This is a genomic window from Lysinibacillus cavernae (genome assembly GCF_009724685.1).
Classification (GTDB): Bacteria; Bacillota; Bacilli; order Bacillales_A; family Planococcaceae; genus Lysinibacillus; species Lysinibacillus cavernae.
Genome location: NZ_WMEF01000001.1, coordinates 829,410 through 848,033, shown reverse-complemented (window position 1 = coordinate 848,033; position 18,624 = coordinate 829,410). Strand labels below are relative to the sequence as shown.

Here is an 18,624-nt window from a genome sequence, read left to right as displayed (position 1 = left end):
ATTATTTAAAATCTCTAGCTCCTGGTGAATCGGTAAATTTGGCAATTCTGTCATTAACGTCAGCTCGACCCCGCCCGTAGTGGAAATCAACAGCTTTACTTTATTTCATTGTAAAAGAAAAAAGACTGTAGGCAAACTCTCAAATTTTTTGAGTTTGTCTACAGTCTGAGATGACTTCGGAAATATACCGAAGTTATCTTTTTGCCTCCTAGGACGTAACAATTCTTTATTAAACTGTTTGTTCCTTCGCATGTTTTCGTTGCAAGGCAATTTCTTGTCGTTTTTCTTTTGTTACACGTTGCCAAATCACAACTGTAATCAATCCAATAATGGCTAAGACTAATAGAATGGTAAAGAATACTTTATAGCCTGCTGTACCACCCCAATAATCTAAACAAGCTCCTGCGATAATAGGCATGAAGATTTCACCACTATAGCCAATAATCATCAGCGGCATCGAAACCGTTCCTGTTGATTCTACTGGATAATCCCCTTCTACTAATATCGCAAAATGCATGGCTTGCAATGCGTACATAGACGTATAAATAATCCCTATAAATACTAATAGCATAAGGATAAAGGAAGCTTTACCTGGTAATAAAATGAGCCCTACTAAACCTAGTGCTAATAAAATATAGCCTATTAACACCATATTGGATACACCAATTCGATCACCAATGATTCCTGCACTAAAACTACCAATTGGACGACAGTATTGAGAGAAGTAACCCAACGCCGCAGCAATTAACGTAGAAGCACCAAAAGCTGCTGTTGCATACGGTGTGATGTAATAGTAGCTAATAATCATTGCGTAGGACGTAAAAATAAGAATCGTCGCTAACCAAGTTGTTGGCATCTTCAATACTTTCCAAAGGACCGCCCAATCAAACGATTTACGGCTTTCCTTCTCTTCATTACTTGTGTTTGCTTGGCCTGGATCTTTATAAAGCATCATAATCATTAACCCTAATAAAAGACAAATAACTGAATAAACCGTAATTACAGCCGAAAGAGCCATTTTATCACTCATTCGTTTCGCAAAAAAAGCAAAAATCCCTAAAATCACAGCAGATTGAATGATATTTGTTACGCCTCGCCCGCCTTCAAAAAATCCAAAAGCTTTCCCCTGTTCATTTTCGGAACCTAAAGAACGAACTGCTTTTACTAATGCTCCCCAGAATGTCATAATCGATGTGATACCCCAAGCAGCATGGATCAGTAAAAGCACTGGATATGGCGGATACAATAATAAAGTAAAACCTAATAGTCCTGTGGCCACTAAAGAAATCGTCAATAAATATTTCGTTTTCCAGCGATCTGCACAAAAACCTCCAAAAATATAAGAAATTAAACAACAAACACCATACGCACTACCAAGTGTCCCCATTTGTGTATTTGTTAAATGAAAGGCATCTAGAAAGACATCATAATAGTAGTTTCTAAAATAAGGCAATGCGTAGATTAACGCACCTGAAACAGCTAAAATAACTAATGTAGCTGTATTCTTTTTTAACTTAGCTTCCATATGTTTACCCCTTACATATTATTTACAATCCGTGACGTTTAATTTTTTGATCCCATTCCTTTTGGAAGACCTGTTTGTCATTTTCTTTGATCACCATGTCCCCGACAATTTGGAAATTTTCTTGATCGGATGTTTTTGTGACTGTAATGTCAGCGTCAATCCACCAACCCTCACGACCAATTTTCATTTTTTGATAGATTGTATATTGAGCAGAGAGTGGATCCGCATTCGATAATGTCAATTCTCGCTTCAAATTATGTTCTACAGTGACATCGATATCATCAAAGCGATAGATGCCCTCACCAAATACCCCTCCGACACCATCTGTTATACATGTCCATGTATCACTTAAAATATCGTACGCAATAGAACGATCCACTCTTCCCTCTTGTAGTGTTGTGATCGGCGTTAGTGGCGCACTTTCAGGGTTCATATTTGGTCCTGTTACTTGATTGCCATGGTAGATTGGTAAGGACAAGGTAGCCGTTTCAAGATTTAAAGTCAGTGTAGCGTCTTCAGGCATTGGCCAAAACATCGGCCAAAACGTTGTAGCTAATGATAAGCGTAAACGATGCCCTGCTTTAAATTGATGTCCACAGCAATCTAACTGTACAAATGCATTCACTTTTTCACCAGGTGTTAATAAGTCCACACGATCATGCCCATTTAAATGTGTTAAGTTCATCACACCATAGGAAACACGTGTTACGGCTCCGTCTGGTGCAACATCTGATAACTGAGCAAAAAGCATCGCATGTGGTTTGTCACTCATTAATTCCACTTCAAATTTCGGATAGCCAACAATCTCTAATGGATTCTCTAGCGTGTTACTTTCAAAAACCATTGCCATTCCATCATCTAGACGTTGGTCTGCAGGACTTTCACCTATTACACCTGCACCCATCCACTCACCTGATAAAAGACCATGATTTAATGGTGTTTTTAATAATACTTGCTCTTCATTATCATCTCGTTCTTCTAACAATTTGCCATGTGTCAGTTGATATGCCTTTGTTTGCACTGCATCAGCTGTTGGCCATGATTCTAATCCAACCCAATATCCCTTGCTTATCGGTTTCTTTACAGATGGCTGCATGCTTTCTTCTACCCATACATTTACCATCGGTCCATCCATTACATCATTGTCCATTCCTTTTAACCAATGATCCCACCATTTCACGGCTTCTTGTAAAAAGCCCATTGCCGGACCAGGAACCCCATCATGCGGATAAACATGTGCCCAAGGACCAATAATTCCTTTTCTAGGTACAGAAAGCCCTTTCATTAAACTTAAGACTGTGTTCGTATAGGAGTCTTCCCAACCATCTATCGCAAAAACAGGTATTTCTATATCATCATAGTTTTCACAAACTGAACCATGTTTCCAGTAGTCATCTCTTGTTTGATGCTCCATCCACTGAGCCATCCATAATGGCATATTTTCTAATCGTTCCATCCATTTATCACGCCAGCTATCTCCAACGATGTGTGGATCTAGTGGACGAAGCTGATACGCTAACATAATGGCGCCCCACCAGAAATTATCGTTTAATAAGCATCCACCTTTATAGTGAATATCATTGTTATAACGATCGTCTGTAAACCCTACTGTAATAATGGCTTTTAATGCCTTAGGTCTACGAGCCGCTACTTGTAGCGAGTTAAATCCGCCCCAAGATTTACCCATCATCCCGATATTACCATCACACCAACTTTGATTGGCAATCCATTCAATCACTTCAAGGGCATCATCTTGCTCCTGTTTTAAATATTCATCTTTCAATAGACCATCTGACTCGCCTGATCCCCTCATATCTACACGAACAACAGCATAGCCATGCCCTGCAAAATAGCCATGCATTGGCTCGTCTCTCGCCCTTGTTCCATCTGTTTTACGATAAGGAATATACTCTAAAATTGCTGGTACTTTCTGTCCCTCTTTTACTGTAGGTAGCCAAATGCGACTAGAAAGTTTTGTACCATCCGCTAACTCAATCCATGTGTTTTCAATAGTTTGATATGTACACTCAAATTGTGTAATGATTTTTTTACTCATTGAATAAATCCTCCCCTTGTGTCTAAGCCCAGTTACCTTTGTCCTAACGTAGGCGTAATTTCATTATTGTTAATCTAGATTATTTAGTAATCATGATTATAAAATAATTGTGATTAGTATATCACCTGAAAATCCAATGCACAACTCTGAAAATTGCAAAATCAAGTGATATAATTGAAGATAGAAATTTAAATTGCTATGCTATAATAAGATTAAATTAGCGTATATAAGGTAAATTTATACATTCAACAAATGATTTTACATTATAATTGTTGGTCGGAGGGGTTCTATTTTGAAAAAAAAGGAAATGCAAAGGCGCCGTATGTGGAAATACTTTGTAGACGCCACAGCGGAAATTATTGAAGAAGAAGGACTAGAAAATGTAACGATTAGAAAAGTTGCTGATAAAGCCGGTTATAATAGTGCAACTATCTACAACTATTTTTCAGAAATCTCCCATCTACTTTTTTTTGCATCGATGAGATGTATGCAAGATTATACAAACGAAGTTGCCCGTTACATAGAAAGAGGCAAAGACCCCATTGATAAATATTTATTGGCATGGGAATGCTTTTGCCAATACTCCTTTAAACAACCACAAATTTTCCATGCAGTCTTTATCATGGACCTAGGAGAAACGCCAGAAAAACTATTGGAGAATTATTATAATTTTTATCCCAATGATTTAATCAATATTCCTGAAGATTTAACGGCCATTCTATTCCAACATAGCCTGACCAAACGGGGACGTTCAATGCTAGAAATTGCCTTAAAAGAAGGATATTTAACAGAAGGTAATGTTGATGCGATCAATGAATTAACACTATTAATTTGGCAAGGTATGTTTACCAACCTATTAAACAATCGCAAAAGCTATGATGCACAACAAGCTACTGAAATCGTCATGAAATATATTACTGAAATTGTTCTAAATGCCAACCTTTTTGATGAGAAAAATAAAAAATAATTATGATAGCAAAATAATTATTTCATGACATTGAAAAATTCATATAATGCAAAAGAAATCCCTTCTAGCTTGTGCTAAAAGGGATTTTCTCTATTTTTGCCAATCATTCAGTTCTTTTAACAATTCGGGTAGCTGCAATTTCCTTACGTCGATTGGTGGTAGTGCCTTAATAAATTCTTTACCGTAGGACTTACTAGTAATACGACGGTCTAGTACAATAAAGGCTCCTTTATCCTGAGAAGAACGAATTAATCGACCAAAGCCTTGTTTAAAGCGCATAATAGCTTCTGGTAAGGAAAGCTCTGTAAAGGAATTGAGGCCTTGAGCTGTTAGATGCTTCGCTCTCGCCTTAAAAACAGGCTCTTCTGGTGAAGAAAATGGTAACCGCACAACAATGACAGAGGCAAGAGCATCGCCTGGAACATCCACACCCTCCCAAAAGCTGTTTGTGCCAAAAAGAACAGCATGGCTAAATTTTTGGAATGATTTTAGAATCCGCATACGGCTACCGCCCGTAACACCTTGTGCAAAAATCATGTAGTCATCTAAAAGTTCACTGTCTTGAATAAGCTCGACTGTTTTTCGCAGCATATCCTGTGCCGTGAAGAGCACAAAGCACCGCCCCTCCGTCATACGGACTGTCCGTGTTATCGCATGAGCAACCGCTTCAATATATTCTTCTTGACTGACATGCTGAATATCTGGCATATCTGTAACAATAAATGCTTTAGCACCAGCATAATAGGCTGGTGGTGCTTGCAGTTTCATGACCTCTACAGCATCAGAAATCCCTAACTGCCGTGTGACAAAACGCTCATTGCCTGGTACGGTTAAAGTACCTGATGTCCAAACAATACTTGCTTGCTGACGAAGTGGCGCTAATACTTGTTCAATGATTGGTGTGACATTAACTGGCTTCTTAAAGACATGTAAACTGCCAGGAACACTGCGTACATTAAATTCTATCCAAACAGAGTTTCCGTCCTGTGGTGACAGAAAAATTTCTTCCCATTCAGCAATTTTTATTTTTACTTCTCGAATCCAATATTGCCATTCAGATAACACATAGATGTCGTTATTATCTAGTTGCTCGATATTATTTTCGAATGCCTGGGTAATTCCCGTCGCGAGATCAAGCCATTGCTGTGTCTGCTTACTTACTTGCGAAAACGATTCTTTAGCAAGAGATACATCCTCTAAAAATAAGGAGCATTTACTACCTGCTTGCTTCCCTTTCACTTGGTGCTGCATTTTTTGGATAGCACGCTGGATTGTCTCATCAAATGTCCGTTGTAAGCGTATAAATTGTGCATCCAATCGCTGTAAATTTTGCATTGGCACACGCTGTTTTTTCTTCGCCGCATGACAAAATTGTTGAAATAGAGCGGTATCCTCCATCGTACCAATTTGTCCAAAAATATATTTCCATTGTGTATAGGAGAAGACTACTTCATCCTGCTGCATGGCTGCCTGAATAAATTGATGCGCTTCATCAATAACCAAGCCATCAATTTGTGTAAATATTGGCGTTTGGCGCACTAAATCGCTTAACACCATGGCATGATTCGTCACAATACAGTCAGCAAATGCACTGTTCTTTAAAGCCTGTTCATAGAAATCAAAGCCCCTTGAAGACTTATCATTCGGTATTTTTCGGATTTTCTCTAAAAACAATTGTCCGCCGCCTGAAACATTTAGCTCACTTAACACACCTGTCTCTGTTTTCGTCAACCAAACGAGTATTTGTAAAATAGTAAACGTATCATCATAGGACCCATCAGCATATGCCATACATTGCTCAAAGCGGTCAAGATCAATGTAATGCTGCATGCCCTTTAGCACGCACAAGTTCACTTTCATCCCAAGAATTTTTTCTATCTTAGGTAACTCCTCCTCTACAAGCTGTTCCTGTAAATACGAAGTATAGGTGCTAATCGCTATCTTTTTATTGACAGCACGGGCATATAAAATAGCAGGAAGTAAATAGCCAGCTGTTTTACCAATACCTGTAGAGGCTTCAATCACACACTCCTGTTGGTCATGTAATGCTTGCCAAATTGTGTCCATCATCTCAAATTGTGCAGGACGCTCCTCAAAGTTTGGCAGTGCTTTTGTCATTAAGGCTATTTTTTCTTCAATAGTTTGAGGGTAGGCAATCATTTCTGACGTATTCTTGTGCATATTTCGACCATTACAAATAGCAAAATTGCGGTAATAATGCACATGCTCATTAACTGTCACATGCTGGCGTTTAATTTGAAGAGCTTCGAAAAAAAGCTGAGATAAATTGGATTTTAATCTAAATGAGCGTTTATGCATTTGTTCAAGTGTTAGCTGTGGAAGATTCAGTAGCTCCTTCCAGCAACGCTTAAATAATTCAGCCGTTGCACGTGCATCGTCGTCCGCTCGGTGTGCATTGGCTAACTCTATATTTAAATCTGCTGCTAAATCACCTAGCTTAAAGCTAAGTGACATCGGAAATAATATTTTCGCCAGCTCCACGGTATCCATTTTTTTACCCTGCCATTTAGGGAGACCTGCACGCTTAAACTCCGCTTGTAAAAAGGATAAGTCAAAATCTGCATTATGTGCGACAAATACACAGTCACTAAGCAGCTCATATATGTAATCGGCATGCGCCTCAAACGGCAAGGCGTCCTTTACATCCTCATCCGTAATATGTGTTAAATCCTGAATGAAAGACGGAATGGCTTTGCCTGGGTGAATAAACTTCGTAAAGTTGCGCTCAATTTCCCAATCTTTCATAATCACAACTGCAATTTGAATCATGCGGTCGCCATTTGCTGGTGAATGACCAGTTGTCTCCAAATCTACAATTGCATATTTTTGACTTTCCATCATACATCTCAACTCACAGTTCACATTAGATAAGTTGAATTTTATCATATATTTGGCTCTACGGCATCCTTTCACCCCCTGATGTCGATGAGTTTAGTCTATAAAGTTGAAAATAACAAAGCACATATTCCATACAAAAAACGCAACCTTAGAGGAAGCCCCTAAGGTTACGCAAATTAGTGAATCAATTTGAAATTATTCTACCTGTTGTATTATTGTTTTTTTGCAAGATCAACAATACGACCTTCTGTTGTTGTTTTCACTTCTTTTAGTGAAAGCAATTGCTCTTGTAGGTTCTCCCAGTCAGATAAGCCTAAATCTGTAACACGACCTTCTTCATATGCTTTCGCAAACATATCAAAGCCGTCTCCACCTTTAGCAGTGAAAGCATTTGTTGCCACTGTATATGTTTTATTATCTTCTAAAGCAACATACTTTCCAGTTGCTTTATCTAAATATTCGATAGATACAACACGTGAGCCTACTTCTTTTGATGAATCATATTGTAGTTTTGCTCCACCAATGTGTAGGAAACCACCGTTTTCTTTCGGTGCACTTTTCAGAGATACTTCAAATGCTGCCTTTAAATCAGCTCCAGTAACATCCATTAATGCTAATGTGTTACCAAATGGTAATACAGTAATTACCTGACCAACTGTAATATTGCCAGCTGGAATTGCTGCGCGAATACCACCGCCATTTTGCAATGCCATCACAACAGTTTTATCTGTATATTTTTGAGCTTTTGCTAGCATACCGTCTGTAATGATATTACCTAGAGCTGTTTCATTGCTACGTACACTTTCAAGTTTTTCTTCAGTTGCACGTGGATTTGCTAACTCTTCAGCAATTTTTACCCCGATTTCCTTGCTACTAACTTCATCTACTTTTGCTTTGTACGGTTCAAGTAATTTCACTAATGTCTGGTCTTCTGCTACTTTACCAAGTTCGATTAATTCGCCACCATGCTCAGTTACAACACCATTTCCATCAAATGTTACATCAAGAGTACCTAAATATTTTACATATTCATTTGCTTGTACGATTAATGTCGCGTCTTTTGCTTCGCCCACTGTGTTTGTATCAACAACAAATGGCTTGTCTAATTTCGTATGGTCATGTCCACCAACGATCACATCAATGCCTGGTACGTTTTTCGCTAATAAAATATCATTATCTACATTTGGATTATCATTGTAACCGATATGTGTTAAAGCGATAATTTTGTTGACGCCCATGCCTTCAAAGGCTGCCACTGCTTTTTTTGCTTCTTCAATATAGTTTGTAAATGTTACTTTACCAGGAGAAGCAATATCCAATGTTTCTTCTGTCGTTAAGCCAAAAATACCTACTTTTTCTCCATCGATTTCTTTCACAATACCTGAATAAATTTTACCATTCTCAGGCTCACTTGAAACTAAGTCTGTAAATAAACCTGTGAATTTATCATCTGCTGAGAAATCTGTATTGGCACCAACGAATGGGAACTTAGCACCTTTAACAAAATCTGCTAGTGCTTGATGTCCTTCAGGTGATGAACCTAAATCAAATTCATGGTTACCAAATACCATGGCATCAAAACCAATTTCATTTAATAGTGCAAGGTCAGCTTTCCCATGGAATTCGTTAAAGTATAATGTACCGCTAAATGCATCACCAGCGTGTAATGTTAGTACATTTTCTTTAGCTTCACGCTGCTCTTTTACTGCTGTAGCTAATTTAGGCAATTCGTTAGCACGAGCATGTGTATCATTCACATGTAAAATCGATAATGAAAATGCATCTTCTGGTGTTTCAGGTTTTTCTGGCGTTTCAGGTTTTTCAGGAGTCTCTGGTGTTTCTGTGTTTGATTTTGTTAGAGCTTCCGCAATTAAAGTTGCTAGTTGACCACGTGTAACATTATCGCTAGCCGCATGGTTTTTAGCACTTTCTAGCTCTGGTAATGTTTGGATAGATGCCAAGATTTTTGCTAAATCACCATGTGTAATCGTTTGGTTTGGACGGAATGTGTTGTCACCATAACCTGTAATGACATCTAATCCTGCAAGTGCTGCAATTGGGCCGTAAAATGGATTAGATACATCAATATCTGTATAGTTTGGATTCTCCACATCTTTTGTATCCAGCTTTAATGCACCTGCAATCATTTTTGCAGCTTGTCCACGTGTGACATTTGTATCTGGTTTAAATGTACCATCTGTGTATCCGCTGATAATCCCTGCTGCATGAAGTGTAACAATGCCTTCATAATCTGCATGACTTTCTTTTACATCTGAAAATGGACTTGCCGCTGATGCTGGCGCTGCCGCTACCGCTGTTACTGCTAAGGCTGCTGCAGTTACTGTTAAAAATTTGCTACGTTTATTTTCCATTACAAAAGATACCTCCATTAGTAAATTGATGTACTTACAACTAAATTCTACATAAATATGACACAAAATACTAGAACATTTGTAAAATTATAATTTTAAAAAATAGTTTAATAGTAATGAAAGCGAAATTTTACCAGATACTTTTATAATAAATTCAATCGTAAAAAAAGGAGGATTGGCTTTGCTTTGCCATCCTCCTATCTGCTATTAAACTTACACAATTGCTGTAAAACTCATTTTCACATCACTGTCGCTTCAGGCTCGTGTGCGATCATTTCTTTAATCATATTGCCCTCTCCCATAATGGCTACCGTTGGTTTATGATCTTTAGCCTCATGATTATCTACATACACATAGGAAATAATGATCACAATATCGCCGCGTTGTACAAGTCTTGCTGCTGCGCCATTGACACAAATCACTCCCGAGCCTCGTTCACCAGCAATAATATATGTTTCAAAACGAGCGCCATTATTATTATTAACGACATGTACTTTTTCGTTTGCCAGCATACCTACTGCATCTAAAATATCTTCATCAATTGTTATTGACCCTACATAATTAAGATCCGCCTGTGTCACTGTTGCACGGTGGATTTTACTATTCATCATCATACGTAACATGTTATAGTCCCTCTTTCACAGTAAAAATACAATTGTCGATTAAGCGTGTTTTACCTATATAGACGGCTGCTGCCAACAGGGCTTGCTGTGTTGCAGCTGTCACTGGTGTTAAATCAGGGTATGCTAATAATTCAATATAATCAATACGGCCATGTGTTCGAGCATGAATATGAGCTTTTGCTTTTGCAAGTGCGCTATCCACATCACCGTTCGCTAAAAAGCTATCGCGTGCCAATTGTAATGCCTCATTGATCGCAGGTGCCTCTTGTCGCTCTGACTCACTTAAATAGACATTACGAGAAGATTTCGCTAAACCGTCCTCCTCGCGCACAATTGGTACAACGCGCATTTCTAAAGGGAAATTAAAATCACGTACCATCGTAGCAATAATCGCAACTTGCTGTGCATCTTTTTGACCGAAATAAGCCCGTGTTGGCAGTGTTAAATTGAATAATTTAGAGACAACCTGTAAAACACCATCAAAATGACCAGGGCGGCTCGCTCCACAAAGAATCGTTGCTTGTTCACCCGCATGGATACGAATTCCGCCATCTTGGGGATACATTTCTTCCACACTTGGTGCAAACACAATATCTACACCGACAGACTCTGCCAAGGCTATATCTCTAGGTAAATCACGAGGATAGCTTTCTAAATCTTCATTTGGGCCAAATTGTGTTGGGTTAACGAATATGCTCATCACAACGACATCATTTTCTGCACGAGCTGTTTGCGCCAATGTTAAATGGCCTTCATGTAAATAGCCCATCGTCGGAACAAGCCCAATTGTTTTTTGTCCTTGCTTAGCTGCCTGAATTTCTGCAGTTAATGCTTGTATAGTCGTTACAACTTTCATCATTTGACACCCCCGTATAGCTGATCTAACGCTTCCTCTTTCATCGTGAAGAAATGTATTGGTGCAGGGAAAGTACCTGCTTTCACCGCTTCAACGTAGCGAACCATGCCTGTCCTTACTTCTTTTCCCATGTCAGCAAATTGTTGAACAAACTTTGGCACATGGTGCGAGCCGTAGCTTAACATGTCATGATACACCAACACTTGTCCATCCGCTTCTACACCTGCTCCTATGCCTATCGTTGGAATCACAAGACTGGTTGAAACAATCTCTGTCAGCTGATGTGGGATACATTCTAACACAACTGCACAAGCACCAGCCTCTTCACATTGTTTTGCATCCTCAATAAGTGTGGCAGCCTGCTCAGCCGTTTTCCCCTGTACCTTGTAACCACCAAGCACACCTGCTGATTGTGGCAGTAAGCCTAAATGAGCAACCACTGGAATACCAGCCGACGTTAATTTACGAATAACAGGAATGATATCTCCTGCTCCCTCCACCTTTAGGGCATCGGCACCTGTTTCTTGCATCATAGTAACGGCTGTTTTTAATGTTTCATTGACATCGCCATGATACGAACCGAATGGCATATCAACAACAATAAACGTATTTTTGGCCCCACGTCGCACCGCTTTTGCATGATGAACCATATCCGCTACAGTCACTGGCATTGTAGAATCATAACCAAGTACGACCATTCCAAGTGAATCACCGACTAGTATCATATCAACATCAGCGTCCTCAGCGAATTTAGCAGCTGGATAATCATATGCCGTAACCATCACAATTTTCTCGCCTGCTGCTTTCATCTTTAAAAAATCTGTAGTTGTTTTCATTTTGTAGTCCTCCTTTTTTAAGGGAAGAAAACAGAAAAACCCTTCTGTACCGAAAATAGACAGAAGGGTAGTGTTTCGTTCATTGATAAAAAACCTCTTGTTAAAAGTTCTCGACAAGAGACCATAGCTTGCAAACGTAAAAGCTATGTTTGAACGTATTGTTTTCTTCCGTCCCTGTCTTAAAAGATCAAGGCAGATATTTGTTAGTATGGGATCTTGCGCTTTTGAAGGTGCCGTTCACAATGGATACTGCCCTTCTGCACATACTATAACAGATTCTCCTATTAATCTTCAAATATTATTTTCTTACAATATCTTCGCCAACATTATTGGAAAAATTTATCTTTAATCAATTTTAGTTCTGCGTCATTGCAGCTGGCGCATCGGCAGTGGCCTTATATTAATTCAGTAGATGTTTGAACGCCCACTAAAAAAAATCAAAACAAGCATCTGCAAAGGAGGAATTATTCTGTATCTTCCACTATGCTTTCAATTCATAGAAATTTTGCTGAATCAAGAAAAAATTGACAATCAATGTTATACGTCATATACTATCCCTATACTATACGGCATATAATATAAACTGATGTATAGGTATTACATGTGAGGTGAAAAGATGACATTTCAGCTTGGTTCAGCTTTACTTGACGCTTGTGTACTGGCCATCGTTGACAAAGAGGACGCTTACGGTTATTCCTTAACGCAGCAAGTACAATCGGTCATGGAGATTTCGGAATCTACACTGTACCCCGTATTACGCCGCTTACAAAAAGCGCATTACTTAACAACCTACGATCAGCCCTATCAAGGCAGAAATAGGCGCTATTATCAAATTACAGAACAAGGACGTATACGCTTATTAGAGCTATTAAAAGAATGGCAAGTGTATAAAGAAAAGGTTGACTGTGTACTTTTAGGAGGGAATTTAGATGGATAGAGCAAGCTATTTGAAACAGCTACGAGGAAAATTACGTCGGCTTCCTGCGCATGAGTTAGACGCTGCGCTTGCTTATTATGAAGAATACTTTGAGGAAGCAGGAGAGGAGAATGTACAACAGGTTATTTCACAACTAGGCTCCCCCTCACATGTCGCCTCACAAATACTAGCTGATTTCGCTTTAAAGGATTTAGAAACTGCTTCAGCAAGATCGACAAAAAAGAATATGACAACCCTTTGGCTAATTATTCTAGCTATACTGTCTGCACCACTTTCATTGCCATTACTTGCAACAGCGATTGCACTTATTTTTTCATTCGGCGCAGTCATTATCAGCTTTATTTTTGCAATTGGAGCTACAGTTATTAGTATTTTTGCTGGTGGCGTTGCTGTCCTTATTGCAGGATTCTTCATCTTAACAGAGCATTGGCCGACTGCCCTTCTCTTTATGGGTGTAGGTTTGATTGTTACGGGCTTAGGTGTTTTCCTTTTTCCAATTGTCGCTCGCATTATTAAGAAAATCGTCCTTGTCTCTGTTGAAACATTAGGAAGACTATTTCACAAAATAACGAAAAAACGGAAAGGGGGCTTCTAAAATGACGTCAAAAAATACCCTCATTGCTATGACGATGGTTGCATTAGGTATTTTACTTGCATTAGTCGGCTATTTTTCAGGTGGGCGCTGGCTTATTCTTAAAGATGATGATGGTCTTCACGTGCCAAGTAATACTAAATTAGTTAGTCAGTCTCATGCGTTAGAAGAGTTTTCAAATATTAATATAGTGAATGATTATGGCGATATTGAAATTGTTGTAAGTGATAACGACTATAAATTAGAGACAGAGGTCTTTGAGCAGCAAGACGTAACCTATCATATTGACAATGGCATTTTAACCATTGAAACAAAGGCGAAGAAAAAAGATGGTTTTCAATTTGGCTTTAGTAATTTTTCTTCTCCCTCTATTAAGCTCTATATCCCAAAAGAAACAAAAATAGATTCGGTTGTGATAGACAGTAACTTTGGAGATACAACCATTCATGGGCTACATTATCAACAGCTTGAACTGATGCAAGATTACGGGGATATTACCTTCACTAACACGACAGGTGAGGGTACAGAGATTGCTCAGTCTTTTGGTGATTTAACGCTTCAACAATACGCTAGTAACGGCGTCAACATTGAAAGTGAGCATGGTGATATCAATATAGATGGAACATTAAATGGTCAATCAACCATTACGTCAAGCTTTGGCGATACGACACTGCACTTACAAAACAAACAAAGTGATCTAGGCTATGACTTACAAACAAGTTTTGGTGATGTAACCATTAATGATGAAGAACAAAGTGGTACCGTTACGCAATTAAACAAAGAAAACAACCAGTTAAATGTTTCCTTGTCACATGGTGATTTAAACGTGTCACTAAAATAAAGCTAATTTAAAGAAGCTGCAAGATTTTTCTTTCCTTGCAGCTTCTTTTTATAATATTTTAATGTCACCTGCATAGATTGTTCGAATCGTCCCATCGTCCTGAGTCAGCTGGAGGACCCCATCATCTGTAATCCCACTAGCAATGCCTTCAAAGCGCTCACGAATTGTCGTTACCTCAATACGTTGGCCTATTGTACAGGACAATTGCTGCCACAGCGTTTTTATGGTTGCGAATCCCTCTTCTACATATAACTCTGTAAATTGTTCTAAATAGTGTAAAATAGATGCCACCAATGCTGCACGATTGATTTCTTCTCCTGCTTCTAATCGCAGTGAAGTGGCAATATCAGCAATATCAGGTGAGAAATCGGCAACTACTTGGTTAGCATTTATCCCTATCCCAACAAGTAAAGCTTGAACAAGATCAGCCTCTGCCTGCATTTCCGTTAAAATGCCTGTACATTTTTTGCCATTAATCAGCAAATCATTGGGCCACTTAATGGCTGGTTCTACATGTTGATATAATGTTTTGATGGCCATCGTGACTGCTACTGCCACGACAAGTGTATAGGATGATGCCTGCTGGGGTGTGACATCAGGTCGTACAATAATGGTCATCCAAATCCCTGTACCATGTGCAGATTCCCAAGGACGAGCCATTCGACCACGACCTGCCGTTTGCTCCTCACCAATAATAATTGTACCGTGTGGTGCTCCCTCCTGCGCAAGCTTATGGGCAATTGTTTGTGTAGAATCTACAATATCGTAATAATGAATTTGACGTCCAAAATGCTCTGTTTTTAAAAAAAGCTCAATCTGTGCTGGGCTTAAGCTATTTGGCACACCTGTCAAGACATAGCCTTTTTTCTTTATCGTTTCAAAAGTATACCCTTCCTCCTGTAGCGTCTGCATATGTTTCCACACTGCCGTCCTTGAGACACCAAGAGAATCTGCTAATTCTTGACCCGAAACTGCTTCACCATCAGCAGCCAGTATTCTTTTTAAAATTTCATCCTTCATGGAAATTGTCATGTTCACATCAATCCTTTAGTATACTCAGCTATTTTTTATGTAACCTATATCGTCTTTATCATACTGTAAATTATACGAAATAACCACCAGAGATGGTGAATTTAAACGCAGTCATACAATCAATTATTCCTCGGCGTCATTGTCAAAGGACATGGCACTTTTTGATGGTGTTTCTCTATTCAGAGGCGTTTGATTCCCAAAGAAAAAGGCAAAACAAGCATTCACCTTCCTCTTATAGTGGAGGGAATCGCCTGTACCTGACGCTTCGCTTTCGGCACAAAATCAGTTGCTAAAATCAAGATAAAAGCCGTCCCACATTTTTAGAGACGGCTTGTTGTATGAAGATGTATTTGGCTAAAAGTAAGATTATCCTTCATGGGAATAGTGCTGTTCTAGCCAGTTCCTAATCTGTTGTCGGTCATTTTGAAGTTCGTAATGAAGAATGGCCGTAAGCATGTCCTCCAATGTAGCTTTTACCCATGGTCCACCTTTTTTACCAGACCATTTTAATAGATCTGCCCCATTCACCACTAGTTCTTGCTTATGTTTAATCGGTAGCTTTGCTTGTAATTCTTGAATAGGTTGCTGTGGGAACTGAGCGTCCAGTTGAAGCAGCTTCGCAAAATACAGTGCAGCCTCTAGCTCCTGTGTTGTGTACATAAAATAATGGGTGTTTGTCCATCCCTCTTTTAACGCTTCATATGCGCTCAAAACCGATTGGACAAACGCCATTTCTTTATTGGACAGTCTATATTCTCGAAGTACTTCACGCCAATTTGCTCCTTGCAGTAAGGCAAAATATGCCCAGCCTAAGAGCTTGTCCTGTGTATGAAAGCCACGCCATTGCTCAGCATGAAAATCACCTGTTAGATTGGCTGTCAAACCACTTTCCTCTAATTTTTGTATACCACCAAAAACAGCATTTCCTACCCATAGCTTATCGAGCTCTGCTTTAATACGTTCTCTTGCAATAAAAGCTATATCAGCCGCTTTATTTTTTATCGCAGTGAGTGTAGTCGCTTCTATTGTAAAATCAAGCTGTGCTGAAAAGCGTATCGCTCGCAGCATACGTAAAGCATCTTCAGTAAAGCGTTCTTGGGCATTTCCTACAGCTCGAATAACGCGCATTTCAATATCTTGGCCCCCACCGTAATAATCCACAAATGAGCCATCACGACGCATTGCGATGGCATTCATGGTAAAATCCCTACGTTGTAAATCTTCTTGTAGGGAACGGACAAACTGTACTTTTTCAGGTCTACGATGATCTATATATTCCCCATCTGTACGATAGGTTGTCACTTCAACAGGTCCAGTGGGTACGATAACAAGTACCGTCCCATGCTGAATCCCAATATCTATTGTCCGTTGAAAAATAGATTTTACTTCTTCGGGCGTAGCGTTTGTAGCGACATCTACATCATGGGCAGGACGATCAAGTAAGGCATCTCTTACAGCTCCACCCACAATAACCGCCTCAAAGCCTGCCTGTTCTAGTTGTTCAATTACTGAATAGGCTGCCTGCCATTCTTTATTGTTTTGCATGATTTCTTTCCGCAACCTTCGCATACAGATTTTCATATTGTTCAACAATTTTTGATGAGTGGAATTTTTCACTTACTGCACGGATTGCCGCTTCTCTGAAACGCAATAATTGTTCTTCATCTTGCAATAAATGAGTCGCATACGCTGCAACTGCGTCTGTATCCCCTAATTCCACAATATAGCCATCTACGCCATGTTCAATGACTTCAGGGATACCACCTACGTTTGAGCCAATACAAGGTACGCCACAAGCCATCGCCTCTAATAAAACCAGTCCAAACGATTCCTGTTGAGAAAGTAACAATTTCAGGTCGCTAATTGCATACAATTCAGCCAAGTTTTCTTGTTTCCCTAAAAATAAAACATCCTTCATATATGGACTTTCCTTTACTTGGTCCATTACTCGGTGCTTTTCTGGGCCATCTCCTACTAATAAGAGCTTTACTTTCATGTTGGCACGAATTTTCATAAAAGCGTCGACAATATGGGGAAGATTTTTAATTTTACGGAAGTTAGAAACATGAATGAGGACTTTTTCATCTTCTTGAATACCAAATTGCGCTTTTAAATTCCCTGAATTTCGAGGGAAGTATTCACGTTCATCCACAAAGTTATAAATCGTTTCAATTGGTTTTACTGTATCGATCAATTCATAGGTTTGTTCTTTTAAAGCCTGTGACACGGTTGTCACAATATCAGATTTATCAATTCCATACTTAATGGCCTGTGAAAGCGTAGAATCCTGCCCAAGCACCGATATATCTGTGCCATGAAGTGTTGTGACGATGCCGATATTCCGCCCACTCATTTCACGTGCTAATACCGCACATACTGCATGTGGAATGGCATAATGCACATGCAACACATCCAACTCTTCATCCTTTATGACGTCTGCCATTTTACTCGCTAATGCAATATCGTATGGAGAATATTGAAACACTGAATAATTATTAACTTCGACTTCATGGAAAAAGACGGTTGGATAAATTTTATTCAATCGAAATGGTACGCTTGAGGTGATGAAATGAATTTCATGCCCTCTTTCTGCAAGCATTTTGCCTAATTCTGTTGCAATTACACCAGAGCCTCCAACTGTTGGATAACAGGTAATGCCGATTTTTAGCTTTTTCATTCGATGATCATCCTTTCTAAATCACGTCTTTTATTAATTACGTCTTTCTTGTATCAGTCTCCAATCCACAAAGCCCTCTTGCAGGCCTTTTAGTAATATTTCTGCTGTTCCCATATTTGTCGCCAGTGGCACTTGGTAAACATCGCAAAGACGAATAAGTGCAGAAACGTCTGGCTCATGTGGTTGTGCTGTTAAAGGATCCCGGAAAAAAATAACCATGTCCATTTCGTTATTGGCAATCATAGCGCCAATTTGTTGGTCGCCACCAAGTGGCCCTGAACGAAAGCGTGTGACCTCTAGACCAGTAGCTTCAATCACACGCAGTCCTGTTGTGCCTGTTGCATATAGCGTATGTTCATGTAAAATATTTTGGTAAGCAATAGCAAACTGTACTAAATTATCTTTTTTTCGATCATGTGCAATCAATGCGATTTTCATATAGCTTCCATCC

The 18,624-nt window shown here is 39.2% G+C and carries 15 protein-coding genes; 4 read left to right on the top strand and 11 right to left on the bottom strand.

What is annotated here, in order from left to right:
* Positions 1–229: 229 nt before the first annotated feature.
* Positions 230–1,525 (bottom strand): MFS transporter, encoded by a 1,296-nt coding sequence (locus tag GJU32_RS04120; RefSeq protein ID WP_230874916.1) that lies wholly within the window; start codon positions 1,523–1,525, stop codon positions 230–232.
* Positions 1,526–1,547: 22 nt separating this feature from the next.
* On the bottom strand, positions 1,548–3,581 hold the full coding sequence (locus GJU32_RS04115) for a CocE/NonD family hydrolase (RefSeq protein ID WP_155590652.1): 2,034 nt from the start codon (positions 3,579–3,581) through the stop codon (positions 1,548–1,550).
* A 322-nt stretch (positions 3,582–3,903) separates the two neighbouring features.
* On the opposite strand from GJU32_RS04115, the gene GJU32_RS04110 reads away from it, so the two are divergent.
* The gene (locus GJU32_RS04110) at positions 3,904–4,548 is read left to right on the top strand and encodes a TetR/AcrR family transcriptional regulator (RefSeq protein WP_155590724.1); all 645 of its coding nucleotides are present in this window, start codon (positions 3,904–3,906) and stop codon (positions 4,546–4,548) included.
* A gap of 90 nt (positions 4,549–4,638) precedes the next feature.
* Here the strand turns inward: GJU32_RS04110 and dinG are convergent, their stop codons facing one another.
* From dinG to panB, 5 genes are all read right to left on the bottom strand, one after another.
* Complete coding sequence (gene dinG, locus GJU32_RS04105) at positions 4,639–7,410, bottom strand: ATP-dependent DNA helicase DinG (protein ID WP_155590651.1); 2,772 nt, start codon at positions 7,408–7,410, stop codon at positions 4,639–4,641.
* 209 nt (positions 7,411–7,619) lie between these two features.
* Positions 7,620–9,779, bottom strand: a complete 2,160-nt coding sequence (locus tag GJU32_RS04100; RefSeq protein ID WP_155590650.1) for a 5'-nucleotidase C-terminal domain-containing protein — start codon at positions 9,777–9,779, stop codon at positions 7,620–7,622.
* Positions 9,780–10,018: 239 nt separating this feature from the next.
* On the bottom strand, positions 10,019–10,402 hold the full coding sequence (gene panD / locus GJU32_RS04095; RefSeq protein WP_155590649.1) for an aspartate 1-decarboxylase: 384 nt from the start codon (positions 10,400–10,402) through the stop codon (positions 10,019–10,021).
* A 1-nt stretch (position 10,403) separates the two neighbouring features.
* Positions 10,404–11,258 carry a pantoate--beta-alanine ligase gene (gene panC / locus GJU32_RS04090; protein WP_155590723.1) on the bottom strand — a complete coding sequence of 285 codons (855 nt, stop codon included), beginning with the start codon at positions 11,256–11,258 and terminating at the stop codon, positions 10,404–10,406.
* Positions 11,258–12,094: a 3-methyl-2-oxobutanoate hydroxymethyltransferase gene (panB, locus tag GJU32_RS04085; RefSeq protein ID WP_155590648.1), complete on the bottom strand. Its 837-nt coding sequence runs from the start codon at positions 12,092–12,094 to the stop codon at positions 11,258–11,260. The genes panC and panB overlap by 1 nt, the downstream gene beginning before the upstream one ends.
* Before the next feature lie 616 nt (positions 12,095–12,710).
* Between panB and GJU32_RS04080 the strand changes: the two genes are divergently transcribed.
* Genes GJU32_RS04080 through GJU32_RS04070 form a run of 3 tightly spaced genes read left to right on the top strand, consistent with a single transcriptional unit; the run spans position 12,711 to position 14,464 of the window.
* Positions 12,711–13,031, top strand: coding sequence for a PadR family transcriptional regulator (locus GJU32_RS04080; RefSeq protein ID WP_036124518.1), 321 nt, complete (start codon positions 12,711–12,713; stop codon positions 13,029–13,031).
* On the top strand, positions 13,024–13,626 hold the full coding sequence (locus tag GJU32_RS04075; protein ID WP_155590647.1) for a DUF1700 domain-containing protein: 603 nt from the start codon (positions 13,024–13,026) through the stop codon (positions 13,624–13,626). Before GJU32_RS04080 ends, GJU32_RS04075 begins: the two co-directional genes overlap by 8 nt.
* A gap of 1 nt (position 13,627) precedes the next feature.
* Positions 13,628–14,464: a DUF4097 family beta strand repeat-containing protein gene (locus tag GJU32_RS04070; protein WP_155590646.1), complete on the top strand. Its 837-nt coding sequence runs from the start codon at positions 13,628–13,630 to the stop codon at positions 14,462–14,464.
* A 48-nt stretch (positions 14,465–14,512) separates the two neighbouring features.
* Here the strand turns inward: GJU32_RS04070 and GJU32_RS04065 are convergent, their stop codons facing one another.
* The 4 genes from GJU32_RS04065 to mgsA form a co-directional block, all read right to left on the bottom strand.
* Positions 14,513–15,496 (bottom strand): biotin--[acetyl-CoA-carboxylase] ligase, encoded by a 984-nt coding sequence (locus GJU32_RS04065; RefSeq protein WP_155590645.1) that lies wholly within the window; start codon positions 15,494–15,496, stop codon positions 14,513–14,515.
* Positions 15,497–15,862: 366 nt separating this feature from the next.
* Positions 15,863–17,041: a CCA tRNA nucleotidyltransferase gene (locus tag GJU32_RS04060; protein WP_155590644.1), complete on the bottom strand. Its 1,179-nt coding sequence runs from the start codon at positions 17,039–17,041 to the stop codon at positions 15,863–15,865.
* Complete coding sequence (bshA, locus tag GJU32_RS04055) at positions 17,028–18,173, bottom strand: N-acetyl-alpha-D-glucosaminyl L-malate synthase BshA (protein WP_155590643.1); 1,146 nt, start codon at positions 18,171–18,173, stop codon at positions 17,028–17,030. Before bshA ends, GJU32_RS04060 begins: the two co-directional genes overlap by 14 nt.
* 33 nt (positions 18,174–18,206) lie before the next feature.
* Positions 18,207–18,611, bottom strand: a complete 405-nt coding sequence (gene mgsA / locus GJU32_RS04050) for a methylglyoxal synthase (protein WP_155590642.1) — start codon at positions 18,609–18,611, stop codon at positions 18,207–18,209.
* Positions 18,612–18,624 lie beyond the last annotated feature (13 nt).